Below are 19,129 nucleotides of genomic sequence, written 5' to 3'. Positions count from 1 at the left end.
TTGGAGCAAGGATTGCTCAATGGCCGAATGTTCGGTTGAGAATATGTGGGGTCTTGCTAAGACTGCTGTATGCAAAGAGAGTTAAAAATTGGCAAGTACAGGCACTTTAAGGGAAATGAGTACCAAGTGATTGATACCGCTCGCTGTAGTGAGACGGACGAGGAGTATGTGATTTACCGACCGCAACACGATGCTGATGCGGAGCTTTGGATTAGGCCGCTTACGATGTTTTTAGAAACGGTAGAGCGAGGAGGGAAAGTGATGGAGCGTTTTGAGTATATTGGTGATTAGATAGAGCTGAGATCGAATTTTCGTAGTTGTGATCTTTTGTGAGAGAATAAAAAAACCGACAGGGGAGAACCCTGCCGGTTTTTAATAAAATATCTCTTTCGCGTGAGATTATGCAGTCGGTACGGACTGGATAGTTTTGATAACGCGGGAAGCGATTTGGTATGGGTCGCCTTGTGAGTTAGGACGGCGATCTTCAAGGTAACCCTTGTATGCGTCGTCTTTCACGAAGCTGTGTGGAACACGGATGGAAGCACCGCGGTCAGCAACACCCCAAGAGAACTTGTCGATGGACTGAGTTTCGTGGAAGCCAGTGAGGCGTTTGTCGTTGTCTGGGCCGTACACAGCGATGTGCTCTTCGCAGAATTCTTCGAATGCATCCATAAGTTTGAGGAAGTAATCTTTACCGCCAGTTTCACGCATGTATTCAGTGGAGAAGTTACAGTGCATGCCAGAGCCGTTCCAGTCACCTGGGATAGGCTTACAGTGCCACTCGATGTCTACTTCGTATTGTTCGCAGAGGCGGAGAAGAAGGAAGCGAGCCATCCAGATGTCGTCAGCTGCCTTGTAGGAGCCTTTTCCGAATACTTGGAATTCCCACTGACCCATTGCTACTTCAGCATTGATGCCTTCGTGGTTGATACCAGCTTCGATACAAAGTTCGAGGTGCTCGTCAGTGATTTGGCGACCGAGGGAGCCAACGTTTTTGAAGCCAACACCACAGTAGTATTCACCTTGTGGGTCTGGGTAGCCGCCTTCTGGGAAGCCGAGTGGACGACCGTCTTGGAAGAGGAAGTATTCCTGTTCGAAACCGAACCAGGTACCAGGATCGTCAGCGATAGTAGCACGCTGGTTAGATGGGTGTGGAGTGCCGTCTGGAAGCATTACTTCACAAAGAACGAGAACACCGTTAAGGCGTGTTGGATCAGGGTAAACTGCTGCTGGTTTGAGGACACAATCGGAATCGCCACCTTCAGCTTGCTGAGTGGAAGAGCCGTCAAAGCCCCATTCAGGAAGTTGCTCAAGTGTTGGGAACTCGTCGAAATCGCGCATCATGCATTTTGTGCGGAGATTTGGTACTGGTGTGTAGCCGTCGAGCCATACGTAATCTAGTCTGTATTTAGCCATAATAATTGTGATATATGTTTATGCTGTTTTGAGATTGAGAGTGAAAGAGCCACTTCCAATTGCTTGATACTCACTTTAGCATTCATCGTGCCAACTTTTTATGAAAATAATTCATGTAAGTCGCCGTTAATGGATGTCGACAATAATGAGTGTGGTGTCGTCCGAGCCATCGTTATCGATGGCGCGGTTCATAAGAACGTCTGCGACGGCACTTGTCGAGTCTGGGTTTTTTGAGAGAGCGGAATGGATGTGTTTTTCCCATAGGCCGTCGATGAGGCCGTCGCTACAGAGGAGAAATCTGTCTCCGGGTTGGTAGGAGACGGCGGCGACGCTGGGATTTATTTTCCGGTGACCACCGCCTATGACTTCGTAGAGAGCTGAGCGGCGTGGGTGAAAGCGGTATTGGCGTTCGTTGATTTCACCGCGTTGTAATTTACGCCAAGCGAAGGTGTGGTCTTCGGTAATTTGGGAGGTTTCTCCATTGCGATGGAGGTAGATTCTGGAGTCACCGGCGTGGGCGATGTAGAGGTTTTCTGGGGTGAACCATGCGAGTGAGAGTGTGGCTCCCATGCCTTCAAAATCTTTTGAGGTATCCGCTTTCTCGTTGATGGTGTCGTGGACTTCCTTAACTTGAGCTTCGAGCAATTCGAGGTAGTCTGGGTGAAAACCTTGAGCTGCGGATTTAAAGGTTTTGGGGATGAGGAAGGTGAGCGACTGCAGAATAAGAGAGGAGGCTAGATAGCCGGCATTCCCCCCGCCCATTCCATCGGAAACAGCGAATATAAGATCTTCTTTATCAATTGATTGTTGGAAATGTGGGGCGAGTTCTCTGGCGCCATTAATTCCTGCTGAGAAAACGAGGAAGGAGTCATCATTTTCTTTTTTACGCGAGCCTGATTGAGAGTGGGCTGACCATTGAAATGTGGCTGGATCTATCATTCGTTATCTGCTTTCTGAGGATCGGGGAGGAGGGTAGCGAGTTCGAAGTCAATGACGCAGAATTGACCAGCTTTGGGGTCATAGGTGACATTGCGTGGCTCTGGGTCGTCGTGTTGGACGCCGTATTCTTTTTCTAATTTTTGGAATAGGGAGTCTGACTTTTTGCGAGAAATGCTAGGAGCTGGGCTACCGCAGTTTGTGGTGACTAGGATATTTTCATCGAGGTCGTACTCGATGAGTTTGGGGACGTAATCGCAGCCTCGTTCTTCGAGAGCTTTGAGGATTTCTACTTCGGTGGCGCAGCGTTTGTCGGCATCGGTTCCACGGAAGTATTTATGGACGTGGCCGTAGTAGTCGATTTTAACGAGGGAACGGATGCCGTCTTTTAGGTTTCGCATGTTGAGAGTCTTTCTTTGTTAGAGTTGGGAAGTAATGAAGAAGCCGGTGGCGCAGAGCAGGAGTCCTAGAATGAGGGTGCCAATGGAGTAGATTGCGGCAGTGAGGTAGGCTTGGTTCTGGATGAGGATTTGGGTGTCGAGGGCAAATGAAGAAAAAGTGGTGAAGCCACCGAAGAGTCCAGTAACAAAGAGTGGGTGGATCCATTCGGGGTGGTGGGATTTAAGCCAGCCATAGGTAGCGCCGATGAGGAGGCAGCCGATGAGGTTACAGGAGAGAATTCCCCAAGGAAAGTTTACGGTGTCGGGGTTGGCCGTTTTGGTATTTACGAAAGTGGATAAGATGAAGCGTGTCGTGGCGCCTAAGCCTCCGCCGAGAAAGATGAGAAGAAGTTGTGTGAAGGCCATGGCTATTTCTTTAGCACACCATGACGTGGGCTGAGAAGGAAAGAGAGGAGAAAGATTGTGCCTAATAAGATGATGATGGCTGGACCGGCTTGAATATCGATGAGTTGAGCGACAAAAATGCCGGCGACACTGGTGATCGAGCCAATGATGGCTCCGCCCCAAAAGATGTAGGAGGAGCGGTCGGTGTAGAGGAGCATGATGGCCGCTGGGGCAACGAGGAGACCGACTGAGAGAATGGTGCCGACAGCTTGGAGTGATGTGACGAGCATGCAGATGAGTAGGGTGAAACTGAGGTACTGCATGCAGCGGGTTGGTACGCCTTGGGCTGCTGCGACGTTTGGTTCGAAAAGGGTGAGCAGCATGGGGCGCATGAAGAGGTTAGAGAGGACTAAAGTGATGGCGCTGACGACAAAGACGAGGTTGAGGTCTTGCTCTGAAATGTGGATGATATTTCCGAAGAGCCAATCGTGAATGCTGGTAGCTACTGGGAGGTGGGGGAGGAGAGCGATACCGATGGCGAAGGCCGTGGTGTAGATGATGGAAAGGGCTGTGTCTTGGTGGATGCGGGAGTTTCGACTGACAACAGTGGAGCCGAGACCGACTGAGAGGCAGGCGAAGAGGGCTCCGATGAAAGCGTTGGCTTGAGTGAGTTCTTGGGTGATGAGGATGGCGACAGCGATGCCGGGGAGCATGGTGTGAGAGAGCGCTGAGACGGAGAGTGCGTTTCGACGTAAGTTGACAAAACCGCTGAAGAAGCCATTAGCGAAGCCGATCAGTGCGGCACCGATGACGGCATTTTGCAGAAAGGGATTTTCAGCAATGTTGAGAAAAATGTTCATGGCTGCGGACTGTCAAATGTGGCGCTTAGCTTGTCGTCGGTGATGAGTTCATCACAGGGACCGAAGCCGAGAGAGTGCTGATTGACTAAGAGGACTTGGTTAAAAAGGGTTTTAACGGTCGCCATGTCGTGATGGGAGGCGATGATGAGTCGGCCTTCAAGGGCTAGCTTTTGGAGGAGTTCGGCGAGAGACTCTGAGGATGGCCGGTCGAGCCCTGTAAAGGGTTCGTCTAACAAGAGGACGTGGGCTTCTTGGGCGATGGAGCGCGCGATGAAGGCTCGTTGTTGTTGACCTCCTGAAAGTTGTTTGATTTGGCGATTCTGTAGATCGGCTAAATCGAGCAATTCGATAGCGTTGTCGACTGCGTGTGTGTCGCTTTTTGAGAAGTGTTTCCACATGCCGAGTTGGGGGTAGCGGCCCATTTCAACTAGTCCACGAACGGTAATGGGGAAGTCCCAATCGACTTCTTCGCGCTGAGGGAGGTATGCGAATTCTTTTGACCATTTTTTGATCTGAGTGCCGCGCCAGCTGATGGATCCTCCAGATTTTTTGACGAGACCAGCAATGGCTTTGAGGAGGGTGGATTTACCTGCGCCGTTAGGTCCTACGAGGGCCACGCGGTTTCCGCAGGAGGTGTGCAGTGAAATGTTCTGCAGGGCGGTGATCTGACGATACTTTACGCTGAGGCCATCGATCACCAAGTCGTGATGCTCGTGGTGGTGTGCACAGCATTGATGTACTGAACTGTTGATAGATTTTCTTTCTAACAGTAAAAGTTACCAAGAAAAGTCGGCGATGTCAGAGATGTTGTCATCGCTACGTAGAGTTTTTGAACGAGAGCCATGCTTGGCTGGGCTTAAAATAATTTCAACCATATTCATTTCAGTGGGGGTTTCCCATTCGACATCGACTTGGAGTTCGACGTGGTGACCAGTAAGTTTCAGGGTGCCTGAGCCAAACCATTCAGGGGATTCGAAATCAGTGACCTTGAGGATTTGTTTTTCAGTGGCGGGCTGGACGATAGTGAGTGAGCGAGGAGTAGAAGAGAAATAGAGTTCAAAGTCAGTCTCAACGGCTGAGTCGTCGTGTCCTGAATGTTCATCATGTGGATGGTCATGACCAGAGTGATCATGGCCTGCATGGTCGTGATGTGCGTGGTCGTCATTGGCTGGTTGAGTACCCTCGGGTAGGAGGATGCTGCGCATGCCGATGTAGATTCCTAGGAGTACAAGGATGGTGATAGCGGTGGCGATGATCGGTGAGCCTTTCACGATGAGTCGTTTTTTCTATTTGAGGTGTTATGAGTTACGGGAGCAGAGTGCTCTATTAAGTGGGGAGAGAGTTGGTGTATTGGTAAATTCGTGGTTATCGATTTGCAAGAGAATTGCGTTATTGGGCTGTACTTATGGCAGCTTGGATGGCGCGAATTTTATCAAAGTCTTTGATTCCAGGGGTGGACTCTGAGCCTGAGGCTAGGTCGAGAGCTGCGGGATGGACTAAAGTGGTGGCTTCTGCAGCATTTTCTGCGGTAATTCCTCCAGCGAGTAGAACGGGAAGAGTTGGATTTTTAGAAATGAATGTTCTGGCTAGATTCCAGTCAAAGGTGTCTCCAGTCCCGCCATAGACTCCTGGTGCGTGGGCGTCTAGCAGAATAGCGGAGGCTTGATAGTCGTGGATGTTGGTCAGAGAATCTGCGTTTTTAACGCCGATGGCGCGGATGAAGGGGTGGCCATTTTCAGCAAAAGGAGCGCAGTATTCAGGTGTTTCATCGCCGTGAAACTGAGCGACGTCGATAATATCCTCTTTTAACAAGGAGAGAACCTCTTGAGTGGGGGCGTTGACGAAGACGCCTACGCGGAGGATTTTTTCTTTGAGTGCAGGGAGAAATTTTGCGGCGTCGACGGGTGGGAGGTAGCGTTTTGACTTTGGCCAGAAGTTGACACCGAGGGCAGTGATTCCTTCCGCTACGAGTTGGTGGGCATCTGACTCTAGTGTGACGCCGCAGACTTTGAGTGAGGTGGTGGAAGGGTGGAAGAAGTGGTGCATGATCTATCAGCTTTTTATTGAAGAATAAGGCCAGGAGGTTTTCTTAAACCGAAGGCTACAGGAATCATTGCTAATGATACTCCTAGGCCAGCTGCCATGATGATAATTTGAATGTCGAATAGAGGTAAAGTAATTGACTGAGCATTGCTTAGCTGGAAGTCATTTATTTGGGAAGAGATAGTGCCATATATAGGCTTCCATACAAATGAGGTTACGAGGACTCCTAAGCCAACAACTATGATGTTCTCAATGAAAGCATGTAGTAATAGAATAAAACTGGGGACTCCAAAGCTTCTTAATAGAGCTAGTAAATAACTTTCAGAGTGATACTCAAGTACAGCAATCGTACCAATGATTAGGGCTGAAATTAAGCCACATGTAACGACTATTCCGATTCGTATTCTATCTTGTAGAGAGTTTAGTGCTTTAATTTCCTGTAATAAGGAAATAGCTGAAATAGTTTGGATATCGATGTTTTCTGCTGCGAAGTATGAGGTTATTAGTGAGTCGAACATTTTGACTTCTTCTGTGGAGTCAAAATGTGCATCGGTTCTTATGAAAAAACCAGCAGAGGCCAATTGTGGGAAGATTTCGATTGGAACTTTAACGATACGAGAGAGGTTAAGAGTGTTGGCCGCTTGTTCACCTAGATAGCTTGTTTTAGCAATAAGTTGGATGTTATTACTTTTACAGATTTGGTAGGGGCCGTATTTGTTTGGACTTGTAGTTAAAAACTGAATCTGATCATTGAGAGGGATTTCTTCATTTTCTTGGTTGAGGGAATAGATTAGAACTGGAAGTGTGGTGTCATTCCATCTGAGGATTGGAGAAGTCTGACGGTAGGTGTGTATTTTTTCTGAGCCAAAGATATCTTTCCAAAGCTTTTCTTCTTTAAAATTTTGCTGGATTCGAACAAGAGAGTCCTCTGGAGCAACCCTTTCAACTAGATGGTAATCATAGGTGCCTGAGCTTTTGAGCCGTTTGTAGAGCTGTTCTTTTGTTTCAGAGAAGAAAATTAAAATGAGAAGGGCTAAGAGAGAAAGTATTGTCGATACAAGTAATTTACTCAGGGGTGAAATTGGGTTTTCTAGCCATCTCTTGAAGGTGTTCTTCCATAGGTAAGTAGGTATTAAAATCATGGATTTCATTTGCTATGGGATCTATTCTTGAATCGTGTGTGGCTATAACGCAGATACAGTGCGCTGGGAGTTTTTCGTGTAAAACTTGCTTAATTACAGAGGTGTTTAAATCGTCTAAGCCAGAGGTTGGTTCATCTAATAAAACAATTGAAGGTTGTTTAGCTAAGCAGCGCGCTATGGCAGCTCGTTGTTGCTGTCCCCCTGATAGGGAGGCAGGCTTTCTATCAGTGAGTTGGTCGAGCCCGAATAGTTTGAGCCAATCATTGGCTGCATTTTTGTTTTTGCCCGCAAGGCTGGCTGCAAGTTCTACATTTCGCTTGAGGTTTGCAAGGGGAAGTAAATTTAATTGCTGGAAGACGAATCCGATGTCTTTTCGTAGATATTGAGAACTGCCATATTTGTATTTAGAGTGTGTTATAATCTGGCCTTTCTGAGGTCTTATCAATGAGGCAATAATCCGAAGGAGTGTACTTTTTCCACAACCTGAGTACCCTTTTAATAGTGTGATTCCTGGGGCGAATTCTGTATTAAAATTTTCAAAGATAAGGCTCTGAGCTGAAGGGTAGCCATAACTCAAGTCTTTTATTGTTATAGCCATTTACTTAATCACTTGTATGGCGATGGACTGCGGTCCTATCGTTACGATTTTGGTTTCAGGCCAGATTTTCTTTATGAGACCATGCCAACCTTCTTTGCGGAGTGTGTCGGGCGCCGTAGAAATTAGTTCTCTTTTGGGGACGATGTGCGCGGGTTTGTTTAGTTCATAAAAAAGATTGGCAAGCATTGGGGTGTCCAGCGTATTGGTAATGGAAGAAGGGGTATCCTCGCTTAGTTTAAAAAGCCACTGGACGCCTTGCTTATGGGGGATGTTTTCTATTTTTTGGGCTTCAAACGAGGCCCGAGCAATTCTTCCTTGCGTGCCGAACGGGATTTGCAAGCTGATTCTTTTTGGGTCTAGTTCATAGAGGATGCTACTAGGGGGAGTCAAAGTTGCTGTAAGGCTACTCCGGTCAACTATTCTAGCGTATGCGTGATTTGCTTTGAGCCAAATAACTTTTTGGGTTTCTAGTTCAGAAATTTTTTCACTGGGAAGTAGTAGTTCTAAGTCCCCAGAGAATTCGGCTTTTAGTTCTGAACGATGTTTGAGGTCTTGGAGGCTCCTTTTTTTGTGATCTAGGGATAGTTCTAGCTCTCGTTTTTGTAGGGCAGTTTCCTTTAAATATGTTTCAGAATCGATTTTTTTTCTTAATCTTAATTGTTGTTTTTTTAGTTTTTCAATACCGAATGAGATGCGATCTTTTACCTCTTTAGAAAGATCTGGAATAGTAAGAGCATTAGTGAGAGAGTCTATTTTTTGGGTAATTCCGTTGAGAGATTTTTCAATCGATAGGAGGTTTTCAATTTCAGCGTCTTTTAGAGCATCAATTTTTAAAGCGAAATCATCTTTTTCTAGCTCATATAGTTTCTGCTCGTGGGCTAATTGGTCAGGGTTGATCGTAGCCCAGTGTTCGCCTTTTTTGAGACGAGTCATGTTTTTTTTGAGTAAGCTTATTTTCTGTTCAGAGCTCAGAGAGAAAGTTTCAACTTGTTTAAAGTTTACAGTAGCTTTCTCGGAGCCAACCCAGAGGTATGAGGACTTTGGATAGCTCTCTATAGTTGGGACTTCTTCAGCTACTAGATTAGCTATTGATGCCCAGCAAAGGAGGTATATTGAAATATGATATATGTATTTACTCAACATTGATGTCACCGGTTCTTAATTTTTAGACCAATAGGTTTCGTCCCAAAGCCAAAGTTCTAAGTCGAATTGAAGTTGTTGGAGTTTATTGTTCCTAAGGCTTTCTTTTATAACTACTTGCTTCTGATAGGTGGATGCGATGCTAGAGGGTGATTGGCTTGTGAGTGTTTGAGACTTATATGACTTAAGTTGTTGTTTCAATGTGGATTCTTGCTGCAGAAGGTATTTGTAACGCATTTTTAGCAAATGCAGACGAGATGCATCTCTTTCAGTAGTCAGTCTCAGCCTTTCTCTGGTGTATTGAGCACGGGTTTCCGCATTTTTCAGCCTTTCTTTACTCAGAGGGTCATCGAGTTGTATGCCGTATGATGTACCAGTAAACAATCGGGTTTGCTCGGAGTCGAAATATTCAGCTCCAGTTCCGTTTGAGTTGAGTAAAGGTGGATTAGATAGACCGATATTTAGTTGTGGCCATTTGCTAAGTTTAACATTCCATAATGTTAAAATATTTGATTCAATAGCAACAGTTTGTAAACGAAGACCTAATTGACCATAGCCGTTTTCCAGAGAGAGTTTATCTAAACGTTTTGCATAGGAAATGTTGGGTGGTGTGCCTACAAGCTTCCATCTTTTTCCCGGTGTGTTGAAGAAGTTGTTCAATTGGACCCTTAATTGTTCTTTGTTAGCAATATAGTTCACCCGAAGCTGTTGGTATTGTGAAAGTAATTCGTCTATATTGGAGTCAGAATTGCTTTCTAATTGTTTTTTAGCGTCAGCTAGCTTTACTTTATTTTGATCTAATTGCTTTTGTTGAAGGTAGAAACGATAAAGGCGTATACGGAAATTCCTACGGACGAGTTCGTGGTTCCATTCAGAACTTAATTGTCCGAGATAGTCTGCGTATAGCTGCGCATAAAATTGAAAAGGATTAGGAATTGTTAAGTTAGCAACAACTGAAAATGTGAGGTCATCAATACTCAGGTCAGCAATGTCAATTATTGACTTGGAGACATTGGCAAAAGTAAAAATCTCCGGAGCTAACGACCACCACGTGCGTCTTTGTGCTTTGGCAGCTTCGGATACAGCGTCGACAGACTGTAGGTATTCTATATTATGATGAGTATATTGTGCTATGGCTTGTTTCCATGACAAATGTTCTTCCTGCGACGCGGTTATACTTTGCGTAAGCTCGCTGATTGAATTGCTTTGGTTAAGGCTATGTTCATTAAGTTGCTCAATGACTTTTTGATTTGTGCAGCTTGAAAGGAAAAGAGCTGTTAGAACCAAACAATATTTTTTGAGCAGAGTCATAAGTGCGCAGTATAGAGAAAGCAAAACCTTCTCCAATAAATTGGAGAAGGTTTTGTCAGGGATCTGTATAGAAATTTAGAAGAAGATAGAATCTTCGTTGAACATGACAAATGAACCAGAGTCGCCATTACTGGTTGTATATGTTCCTCCAGCATTTTGAGTGTCAGTGTCAGCTGAAGTGAATTCGAGTGTGATGGAGCCATCTTGTGGAGAGCCTCCTGATAGTTCTAAAATCGCTCCGTCAGAGCCTGTTACTCGATCATATGTGTAGTCAGCAGCATTAATGATTGTATCGCCCAAATGGTCGATGTAGACAGTGCTTCCTGAGTCATCGACCTGAGCGCCAATAACTGATCCCTTACTAGTAAGTTGTAGGGTGAAGTCTTTGTTGCTATTACTTAGATCATTGAAAAAGATTGAATTTCCACCAACCGAAGTGGGGCTTATTTTACTATCACGCTTGTCGGCATCGAAGGGAGGGTCATAATTGAGGGGTAGTGCGCCTCCTGTTGCTAAGGTGAATTGTGCTGTCGTAAGCGAGGTCGAGCTTACTGTCACGGGTGTTCCGCCAATACTATTAACGTAAACATCCGTGGAGCTATCGTCTTCCATACGAACATCAGCAGAGCTTGCATTACCGTTGTCTTGCCACGAAACTATTAGCTTAACTGTACCGGACCAATAAGAATGGTTACCTGGATTTACAACTCGTTCATTGCCATTGTTATCAGTTTCTACTTTCGCTAGACTAAAATTGGAAAAAGTTGAATCGTTGGTGGTTAATAATAGCTCACCTGAGCTGTCGTTGATTGGCGTATATTGGTAACTAGCAGAGCCGATACTGACAGGCCAACCAATTGTAATAGGGAAATCATTAATACTGTTTTGTTGGATGGTTGGCGATGAACTAGCATTCACAGTATATATGAAAGTGCCTGTTTCAGTATCACCATTGTTTTCGGCATTAGTTGAATTGCTGCTGCGGATGAACTCAAAGCTTACTTGACCACCCAAGGTAAGGACAACTTCTTCTAAGCTTTTGGGCCGGATGGTGCGGTCTGAATCGCCATCACCTCCACCGCAGTTCGTGAGTGAAGTTGTGAGTATAGCTCCTGCTGTCACAGTTGCACATTTGATAGTCGATTTAAAAGATGATGGGATCTTCATTGTATAGGTTTATTAATTAGAAGTTGGGTGTGACTATGCAGTCTGATTAAAAGCTTGTGGAGTTAATCTGTTGGGAAAATTAAAGTCAAATTTAAATTTTTAAGAAGCTAGCTTTATAGAATAAGCATGCAGTCGCCGTAGCTGTAAAAACGGTATTTTTCTTTTACTGCTTCGTTGTAGGCTTTCATGATGAGGTCTTTTCCGGCGAAGGCGCTGACGAGCATGATGAGGGTGCTTTTGGGGAGATGGAAGTTGGTGAGGAGGCGATCGACGACTTGGAATTCGAAGCCAGGGTAGATGAAAATGTCTGTTTCTCCTCGGCTTTCGCGGAGTATGTTAGAATCTCTGCCGAGGCTTTCTAGGACGCGAGTGCAAGTAGTGCCGACGGCGGTAACGCGTTTGGCGTGGTTGATACGATTGGCAGTTTCGGTGGAAACGGAGTAGCGCTCAGAGTGCATTTCGTGATCTTCGATTTTCTCGGCTTTGACTGGGCGGAAGGTGCCGATTCCTACATGAAGAGTGAGGAAGGTGTGGTCGATTTTTTTGAGCACTTCGGGGGTGAAATGAAGACCTGCTGTGGGGGCTGCGATGGCTCCTTCTTCTTCTGCGAAAACGGTTTGGTAGCGGTCGAGATCGGCAGTGTCGCTGTCGCGGCCCATGTAGTGTGGGAGTGCGAGCGAGCCGTATTGGTGGACATCGACGAACTTGTCCCACTCGATCAGGCGGTTGCCATTTTCTAAGATTTCGACAACTGTGCCGGTGGCTTCTCCGACTTCTACGGTGCGTCCGACTTTCATTTTTTTACCAGGGCGCACCATGCATTCCCAGAGTTGCGGATTGGGGCGGTCGGTGACGACGAGCTCGATGCTTTGGTCATTGGAAAAGACGCGAGCAGGGATGACTTTAGTGTTGTTGAGGACGAGCAAATCGTCGGTAGATAAGTAATCGTGGATGTCCGAGAACATGCGATGCTCGATTTTTCCTGAGTCACGGTGAACGACGAGCATGCGCGAAGCACTACGGTTTTGCAGTGGTCGGCTGGCGATGAGTTCATCTGGGAGATGAAAATCGAAATCGTCTGTGCGTAGGCTCATGGCTGGGAGTGAAGCTAGAAATGAGGAAGATTCAATATTGAAGTGTCTGTCTGGGGCTTTAGTCTGATGCGGTGATAGGGCTTCACAAACAGCGACTCAGTGTAGACGGGAAATTTTTCAGACTCGATGGTGAACGTTGTTTTTTGAAACTTGTTAGTTATGGTCCATTTCCTAGTCCAGAGCCGGATCACGCGGTTGAGTTTAGAGAAATACGCGATCTAGGAATTCATGGGATACGCGTGTACGGGACTCCTAGTGATAAGTTGTTAGATGCTGCGGCTGAGGTGGGTTTGATTGTTTTTGTGGGCTTTGATTGGCCGTGGCGACGGGTCTTTTTAGGAGGCGGAGATCAGGCTATTTATGAGCAAGCTAAGATTGAGTTGCGCAAGGAACTGGCAGATTGGGGAATGCATCCTGCTGTTGCGGCTTGTTTTGTGGCCAATGAAGTGATGCCTGATATGGCGAATTGGTTATCACCAGTGCGAGTGAGGGAGGCTCTTGAAGGGTTGATTGAAATCGTAAAGGCTGAGGCTCAGCATCTGTTGGCCGCTTATGCTAGCTATCCTAGTTCAGAATATCTCGAGCCGGCTAATGCTGATTTCACGGCTGTGAATGTGTATCTTGAAGATGAAGAGGAGTTTCGATCGTATCTAAAGCGCTTGCACCATTTGGCGGGTGATCGGCCGGTTTTAATTTCTGAGTTCGGGGTGGATAGTTTGAGCATGGGTGTGGAGGCTCAGAAAGAAATGCTAGGTTGGTCTATGCGGGTTTCCCAAGGTGAGGGAATGGCCGGCTGGACTTACTTTAGTTGGTCAGACCGTTGGTTGATTGGGGGGGAGGCTGATGAGATGTGGGGTTTTGGTTTGAAGGATAGGTATGGACTTTTAAAGCCGGCTGCATCTGAACTCGGAAAGGATTGGGTGCCGGATTTTCCTATGCCGATGATTTCGGTGATTATCTGTGTGTATAACGGAGATGATAGGATCGGAGCAGCTGTGGAGTCACTGGAAGCTCTGAGGTATCCTTCATACGAATTGATCGTGGTAGATGATGGTTCTAAGGATTCGACGCGAGAGGTGGTGAGGTCTTATCCTTTTGCAAAGTTAGTGGAGGCTCAGCATGGAGGCTTGAGTGCTGCTAGAAATTTAGGGGCGCGTGTGGCGAAGGGAGAGATCCTGAGTTATACCGATGACGATTGCCAAGTAGATCAAGACTACCTTTTCTGGCTGGCGAAGTCTTATGCTGAAAATGGATGGGATGCCTGTGGTGGTCCGAACATTCCACCAAAGGCTCATTATGAAGATGAGGCTGTGGTGGCGAGCTCACCTGGTGCACCGAGTCATGTGATGCTGACTGATGTGGAAGCTGAGCACATTCCAGGGTGCCATTTATCGGTGACGAAAAAGGCGTTTGAAGCGCTTGGTGGTTTTAGGGTTCAGTATCGAGTGGCAGGAGATGATGTAGATTTCTGTTGGAGATTGCGGGCAGCTGGGTTCGTGATTGGTTTTCACGGGGCATCGTTTGTATGGCATAGGCGTCGAACGCGCTTAGTGAACTATTTTAGACAGCAGAGGGGCTATGGACGAGCCGAGGCTTTATTGATGAAAGATCATCCAGAGAAATTTCAGAAAGGTTCGGGGGCGAGATGGGAAGGCTGTGTCTACACCGGGGCAGCAGCTTCAGCTATGGGTGATAGTATTATTTATCATGGGCCGGTCGGTCTCGCTGGGTATCAAGTGTTTTGGAATCCGATGATGCCGATGCGGATGCTAGATCGCGACTTTCGCTACCCCTTTGTGGAGTTGAAACTGTGGATTGCTCGGTGTCTGCAGCCCATCGTTAGGAAATGGTCGCGCTTTTATTATGGGTATCAAACAGTGAAGGGGCTGAGCTGCGAGAAGCATGAGGAAACGGAGTGCAAGGTGATGAAGGCTGAGCTGCGCGAGCTTGTTCTACCTGTATTAATCAATGAATATAGAGCTAGAGTATTAGATGTTTTGAAAGAGCATGGTTGGCAGGAATCTGGCTCTTATGACGCATGGGATCTGTATCGAGAGGGGATGTATGCGATGCTGGTGAGTGAATTGATAGGTCATGACGCTTGGCGTGTGCGTGTGCGATTTTTGGCTCCGCTTTCTGAGTTTCAGAAATTAGAGCGAGAGTTGATAGAGTTCGCAGGCCATTAAATCTGTGTTAGGGTCGGTCACTCGCTAACTATGTTTTATATTTGGGATATTATAGGAACTTTTATTTTCTGTGTGTCTGGGGCACTAGCAGGAAAGCAACTGAAGATGGACTACCTTGGTCTGTTTGTGATGGCGTTGATCACTGGAACTGGAGGTGGGATGTTACGTTCTATTTTGTTAGGTGATCTACCTCCAGTTGTTTTTACTAAACCTGATTATGTGATAGCGGCGGCGCTTGCTGTCCCGGCATCGATGATGTTTGGTAATGCTTGGCAACGACATAATAGAATTGTCAGTATCGTTGGAGCTTTAGGTTTGGGAGTGTTCGCTTGTTTGGGTGCGAGGACTGGCATTGAGCACGGCTTGAGCTGGTGGGCAAGTATTGGCTTGGGAATTATAAGTGCTACTTTTGGCGGGGTTTTGCGGGATATTATTCGCAATGAAGTTCCACTTATTTTTAGGAAAGAAATTTATGCAACGGCAGCTTTGTTAGGGGCGGCAATGGTTTTGACAATGGATGCTGCAGGCTTGCCGAAGGATTTCTCGTTGATTGTTGCTTCAGTGACGACAGCGGTGATTCGCTTATTGGCGATTCGTTACGCGATTAATGCCTCGACTCACGATTAATAAAAAACTCCGACCAGCGAGACTGATCGGAGTTTTTGGTGAAAATATGTTAGTATGCCCTAAGCGTAGATAACGACGATGGAATCTAGCTTTTTGTTATCTTTAAGCGTGTCAGAGAGGATAACAATTGGAGTGCCTTCAGCGACTTTGACCTTTTCTTTAAGGTAAGTGACGGCGTCGTTGATTGTCGTCATTGGCTTAGAAGAGAAAGGAAGTACGTAGGGCTCGATTCCTCGACCTAGAGCTAAACGACGACATGTTTCCGCTTCTGGAGCAAAGGCATGAATCGGAGCTTTAGGGCGTAGCAGAGCAGCTTGAACAGCCATGTCCCCACGGCGTGTGAAGACGAGAAGGTGAGCGTCTGGAAGAGTGTCGACTAAAGTGGTCGCAGCGCGGATGACTTTTTGTTTATCTGTACTAAGTTCAGCGAGTTCACCATTTCCAACTCCACCTTCACGTTCGATACGTTTGGCGATACGGTCGAAAGTTTCTACACAGCGAACTGGGTAGTCACCTGTGGCTGTTTCACCAGAGAGCATGATGGCGTCAGCTTCTTCATACACAGCGGTAGAGACGTCAGTCACTTCTGCACGTGTCGGTGTAGGGTTGGTGATCATGGACTCAAGCATGTGAGTGGCGACGATCACCCGGCGTCCGAGTGTGTGACAGCGCTGGGTGATACGGCGCTGAATGATTGGGAGTTCTTCGACGTGGACTTCGATGCCGAGGTCACCGCGGGCAATCATGATGATGTCGGAGGCGAGGATAATGTCGTCGATGTTTTTGATCGCTTCTTGGTCTTCGACTTTTGAGATAATGTCTGCGGTGCCACCGAGTTTTTCCATTTCAGCCCGAAGTTCGTTCACATGGGCTGCATCGCGAACGAAAGATCCAGCGATGTAGTCAGCACCACATTCTACGGCGAGTTTGAGATCTTTGTGATCTTTGTCGGTGAGTGCTGGAAGGTTGAGGCGAGTGCCGGGAAGGTTGATGTGGCGACGGTTGCCAATGACGCCAGCGGTGAGAACTGCACAGATGAGGTAGTCGTCATGCTTTTCTTCGATACGCATGAGCATGGTGCCATTGTCGACGACGAGGGTGGCGCCTTCTGCGACATCATCCATCATGCCTTCGTAGTTGACGGTGGTGGAAAATGGGATGGTCGCTTCCTTGGACTGGCGGCGGATCTCAAATTTATCTCCGACATTGAGTTCGTATGGAGATTCGAGGTCGCCGGTACGAATGGATGGGCCTTGGAGGTCGAAGAGAATAGCAGTGTGCTTGTTTCTTTCTTCGGAAATATCGCGAATGATTTTCACGAGCTCGCGACATTTGTCGTGCTGTGCGTGGCTCATGTTCATGCGGAAGACATCAACGCCTGCGTCGATGAGGTTAGCAATGGCTTCAGTTGAGAAAGTAGCTGGGCCTAAGGTAGAAATGATACTAGTTTTTCGGAACATTGTGGTGAATGAGTTGCGCTATTTCAGGGACTGAAATAGCTTTTAACTTGCCGAGAGCTGCGATCGTACTGGAATTCGTAGTAGTGGCAAGCCTTGGCTTGAGAATCTAGCAATCGACTTAATTGTTCTCAGAAATGCTCTTCATGCCAAGGAGGCGTGCCGCTTCATCTTTGTCATTTTTGGCAAGTTTGAGGGCGTAGCGTTTGAGCTCGTCGAAGATATTTATATCGTGATTTTCGGCGCTGAGCGAAAAGAGCTGGCCAATAAGTGTGTCGATTTCAGCTTCTGAGCGGAGTGAGACTCCTATGGGGATATCGTTGGCGAGGAGGACGTCTGAAGTGGCGAGAGCAACGGCGCGCGCCATGGTGTTTTCTAACTCACGAACATTACCTGGCCACTTGTGTTCTTGAAGCACGGTGATGGCCTCGCCAGAGAGGCGGATGCGCGCTAAACCATTTTTACGTGAGATTTTACGAAGGAAAAATTCTGCGAGGAGCGGGATGTCTTCGATACGTTCTCGGAGTGGAGGGAGACGGAGTTCGACTACGTTGAGTCGGTAGTAAAGGTCTTCGCGGAAACGGCCTTCGCGGACTTCTTGAGCGAGGTCTTTGTTTGTGGCTGCAACGATTCTAACATCGCTTGAGAGGACTTCGTTGCCTCCAACGCGGGAGAAGGTACCTTCTTGGAGGACGCGGAGGAGTTTGACTTGGACTGGCAGAGGCATGTCGCCAATTTCATCGAGAAAGAGTGTGCCGCCGTCACATTGTTCGAATCGTCCAGCGCGTTTTGCTGCGGCCCCAGTGAAGGAGCCTTTTTCGTGACCGAAGAGTTCACTTTCGAGCAGGTTGTCAGGAATGGCTCCGCAGTTGAGTGCGACCATTTCATTTTGTCTGCGCGGACTGTACTGGTGGACGGCATTGGCGACAAGTTCTTTACCCGTGCCGCTTTCTCCGTAGATGAGGACGGGGGCGTCAGTGCGAGCGACGCGACCAACGGTTTTGAAAACGTCTTGGAATGTGCGCGAGACGCCGATGACTTGGAGTCGACCGCTTTGGTCGGGCATTTGCTGCTTGTGTTCAAATGCGGTGCGGCGGCCTTCGATGACTTGCCAGGCGCTTTCGACGACGCTGCGCAGTTCGAAAACGAGAGATTCTTTTTTGAGGATATCGTGGGCACCTTGCTGACTGGCTTTGATGATTTGGGCAGTGCCAGGGAAAGCTGCTGTGATGATGACGATGATGTCTGGATTGCTAGCCTTGAGCTGGCCTAGCAGTTCGATCCCGTCCATGGGCTGGAGTGCGATATCTGAGATGACGAGATCCACGGTGGTCTTTTCACAGACTTTGATGGCATTGTTAGAATTATCGCAACGCAGGATGCGAATACCGTCTGCTTGAAGGTGTTTAGTGGCCCAGTCGAGGTAGTCGTGGTCTGTGTCGACTAAGAGGAGGGTGCGTTCGTCGTTTGTATCTGCTGCTGACATGTGTGATTATTGGGGGCAGTCCAGAGGGTGTGACTACAGTTGAGGCATTAAAGTGCTCCAAAGCGGCGTTGTCTACCACTGAAATGGGTGACGGCGTCGATGAGGTCTGCTTCGGTGAAATCTGGCCAAAATTTATCGAGGATAACGATTTCAGCGTAACTGAGTTGCCAAAGTAAAAAGTTTGATAGTCTGAGTTCGCCAGACGTGCGGATGAGGAGGCAAGGATCAGGTTGTTCTGAGGTGTAGAGGTATTTGGTTATCGTTGAATTATCGATTGCTGCTGGGTCGATTTCACCATTGATCGCTTTTTCTGCGATAGATCGGGTGGCGTCGACGATCTCTTCACGACCGCCGTAGGAGAGAGCGAGGTTGAGTGTGAGGTCTGTGTTGTCTTTGGTAGTTTCTATTGCTAGTTCGAGTTGCTTGCGTGTTTTTTCTGGGAGCATGTTGATGCGGCCAATGGCATTGAGTCGCACGTTTTGCTTCATCATCTCTTTGGTCTTTTCTTTGAGAAAGCGTTCGAGGAGCTGCATGAGAGCTTTCACTTCAGATTCTGGGCGGTTCCAGTTTTCTGAAGAAAAGGCGTAGAGCGTGAGATATTTGACGCCGAGGCTTTTGCATGCATCGACTGTGCGGCGGACGGATTCGGCACCGGCCCGGTGGCCTGCGATACGAGGTAAACCACGTTGTTTTGCCCAGCGGCCATTGCCGTCCATAATGATGGCGATGTGTTCTGGAGCGGATGCTGCAGAATGAGTGGAGGGTGTGTCTACGTTCAGCTTGCTCATTCGGATGCAGTGGTTCTGCACTTTTGTGAGTCAGAATGCAAGTGTATCCTAGTGGGGGATAGAGGAGTAATGAGTGGATTCACTTGCCAATAA

20 protein-coding genes are annotated in these 19,129 nt (G+C 47.3%); 3 read left to right on the top strand and 17 right to left on the bottom strand.

The window, feature by feature from the left end; all coding sequences use genetic code 11:
- The first annotated feature begins 69 nt into the window (after positions 1 to 69).
- Positions 70 to 291: a DUF1653 domain-containing protein gene (locus tag ACFPK9_RS07075; RefSeq protein ID WP_377094135.1), complete on the top strand. Its 222-nt coding sequence runs from the start codon at positions 70 to 72 to the stop codon at positions 289 to 291.
- A gap of 108 nt (positions 292 to 399) precedes the next feature.
- On the opposite strand, the gene ACFPK9_RS07070 is transcribed toward ACFPK9_RS07075, so the two are convergent.
- From ACFPK9_RS07070 to queA, 14 genes are all read right to left on the bottom strand, one after another.
- Positions 400 to 1,416 carry a glutamine synthetase beta-grasp domain-containing protein gene (locus ACFPK9_RS07070; RefSeq protein WP_377094134.1) on the bottom strand — a complete coding sequence of 339 codons (1,017 nt, stop codon included), beginning with the start codon at positions 1,414 to 1,416 and terminating at the stop codon, positions 400 to 402.
- Positions 1,417 to 1,542: 126 nt separating this feature from the next.
- On the bottom strand, positions 1,543 to 2,355 hold the full coding sequence (locus tag ACFPK9_RS07065; protein ID WP_377094133.1) for a PP2C family protein-serine/threonine phosphatase: 813 nt from the start codon (positions 2,353 to 2,355) through the stop codon (positions 1,543 to 1,545).
- The gene (locus ACFPK9_RS07060; RefSeq protein ID WP_377094132.1) at positions 2,352 to 2,753 is read right to left on the bottom strand and encodes a BUD32 family EKC/KEOPS complex subunit; all 402 of its coding nucleotides are present in this window, start codon (positions 2,751 to 2,753) and stop codon (positions 2,352 to 2,354) included. Before ACFPK9_RS07060 ends, ACFPK9_RS07065 begins: the two co-directional genes overlap by 4 nt.
- 18 nt (positions 2,754 to 2,771) lie before the next feature.
- On the bottom strand, positions 2,772 to 3,158 hold the full coding sequence (gene crcB, locus ACFPK9_RS07055; RefSeq protein ID WP_377094131.1) for a fluoride efflux transporter CrcB: 387 nt from the start codon (positions 3,156 to 3,158) through the stop codon (positions 2,772 to 2,774).
- Between the two features lie 2 nt (positions 3,159 to 3,160).
- Entirely contained in the window at positions 3,161 to 3,997 is an 837-nt protein-coding gene (locus ACFPK9_RS07050; RefSeq protein ID WP_377094130.1) for a metal ABC transporter permease, read from the bottom strand.
- Complete coding sequence (locus tag ACFPK9_RS07045) at positions 3,994 to 4,695, bottom strand: metal ABC transporter ATP-binding protein (protein ID WP_377094128.1); 702 nt, start codon at positions 4,693 to 4,695, stop codon at positions 3,994 to 3,996. The genes ACFPK9_RS07050 and ACFPK9_RS07045 overlap by 4 nt, the downstream gene beginning before the upstream one ends.
- A gap of 78 nt (positions 4,696 to 4,773) precedes the next feature.
- Complete coding sequence (locus tag ACFPK9_RS07040; RefSeq protein ID WP_377094127.1) at positions 4,774 to 5,268, bottom strand: hypothetical protein; 495 nt, start codon at positions 5,266 to 5,268, stop codon at positions 4,774 to 4,776.
- 118 nt (positions 5,269 to 5,386) lie between these two features.
- Positions 5,387 to 6,043, bottom strand: coding sequence for a phosphoribosylanthranilate isomerase (locus tag ACFPK9_RS07035; protein ID WP_377094126.1), 657 nt, complete (start codon positions 6,041 to 6,043; stop codon positions 5,387 to 5,389).
- Positions 6,044 to 6,057: 14 nt separating this feature from the next.
- Positions 6,058 to 7,191 (bottom strand): hypothetical protein, encoded by a 1,134-nt coding sequence (locus ACFPK9_RS07030; RefSeq protein ID WP_377094125.1) that lies wholly within the window; start codon positions 7,189 to 7,191, stop codon positions 6,058 to 6,060.
- Positions 7,106 to 7,780: an ATP-binding cassette domain-containing protein gene (locus tag ACFPK9_RS07025; RefSeq protein WP_377094124.1), complete on the bottom strand. Its 675-nt coding sequence runs from the start codon at positions 7,778 to 7,780 to the stop codon at positions 7,106 to 7,108. Before ACFPK9_RS07025 ends, ACFPK9_RS07030 begins: the two co-directional genes overlap by 86 nt.
- The gene (locus ACFPK9_RS07020; RefSeq protein WP_377094123.1) at positions 7,781 to 8,713 is read right to left on the bottom strand and encodes a hypothetical protein; all 933 of its coding nucleotides are present in this window, start codon (positions 8,711 to 8,713) and stop codon (positions 7,781 to 7,783) included.
- Between the two features lie 225 nt (positions 8,714 to 8,938).
- On the bottom strand, positions 8,939 to 10,231 hold the full coding sequence (locus tag ACFPK9_RS07015; RefSeq protein WP_377094122.1) for a hypothetical protein: 1,293 nt from the start codon (positions 10,229 to 10,231) through the stop codon (positions 8,939 to 8,941).
- Positions 10,232 to 10,306: 75 nt separating this feature from the next.
- The gene (locus ACFPK9_RS07010; protein WP_377094121.1) at positions 10,307 to 11,398 is read right to left on the bottom strand and encodes a hypothetical protein; all 1,092 of its coding nucleotides are present in this window, start codon (positions 11,396 to 11,398) and stop codon (positions 10,307 to 10,309) included.
- Between the two features lie 113 nt (positions 11,399 to 11,511).
- Positions 11,512 to 12,492 (bottom strand): tRNA preQ1(34) S-adenosylmethionine ribosyltransferase-isomerase QueA, encoded by a 981-nt coding sequence (gene queA, locus ACFPK9_RS07005; protein WP_377094120.1) that lies wholly within the window; start codon positions 12,490 to 12,492, stop codon positions 11,512 to 11,514.
- Between the two features lie 143 nt (positions 12,493 to 12,635).
- On the opposite strand from queA, the gene ACFPK9_RS07000 reads away from it, so the two are divergent.
- Both ACFPK9_RS07000 and ACFPK9_RS06995 read left to right on the top strand, forming a co-directional pair.
- Positions 12,636 to 14,678 carry a glycosyltransferase gene (locus ACFPK9_RS07000; protein ID WP_377094119.1) on the top strand — a complete coding sequence of 681 codons (2,043 nt, stop codon included), beginning with the start codon at positions 12,636 to 12,638 and terminating at the stop codon, positions 14,676 to 14,678.
- A 30-nt stretch (positions 14,679 to 14,708) separates the two neighbouring features.
- Positions 14,709 to 15,305 (top strand): trimeric intracellular cation channel family protein, encoded by a 597-nt coding sequence (locus tag ACFPK9_RS06995; RefSeq protein ID WP_377094118.1) that lies wholly within the window; start codon positions 14,709 to 14,711, stop codon positions 15,303 to 15,305.
- A gap of 59 nt (positions 15,306 to 15,364) precedes the next feature.
- On the opposite strand, the gene pyk is transcribed toward ACFPK9_RS06995, so the two are convergent.
- The 3 genes from pyk to ACFPK9_RS06980 form a co-directional block, all read right to left on the bottom strand.
- Positions 15,365 to 16,765 carry a pyruvate kinase gene (gene pyk, locus ACFPK9_RS06990; protein WP_377094117.1) on the bottom strand — a complete coding sequence of 467 codons (1,401 nt, stop codon included), beginning with the start codon at positions 16,763 to 16,765 and terminating at the stop codon, positions 15,365 to 15,367.
- Positions 16,766 to 16,883: 118 nt separating this feature from the next.
- Positions 16,884 to 18,248 (bottom strand): sigma-54-dependent transcriptional regulator, encoded by a 1,365-nt coding sequence (locus ACFPK9_RS06985; protein ID WP_377094116.1) that lies wholly within the window; start codon positions 18,246 to 18,248, stop codon positions 16,884 to 16,886.
- A gap of 47 nt (positions 18,249 to 18,295) precedes the next feature.
- Positions 18,296 to 19,036 (bottom strand): isoprenyl transferase, encoded by a 741-nt coding sequence (locus tag ACFPK9_RS06980; RefSeq protein WP_377094115.1) that lies wholly within the window; start codon positions 19,034 to 19,036, stop codon positions 18,296 to 18,298.
- Between the last annotated feature and the right edge of the window lie 93 nt (positions 19,037 to 19,129).

This window comes from Rubritalea spongiae (assembly GCF_042652385.1).
In the GTDB taxonomy this organism is placed as follows: Bacteria; Verrucomicrobiota; Verrucomicrobiia; order Verrucomicrobiales; family Akkermansiaceae; genus Rubritalea; species Rubritalea spongiae.
This window is presented reverse-complemented; position numbering and strand designations above follow the sequence as displayed.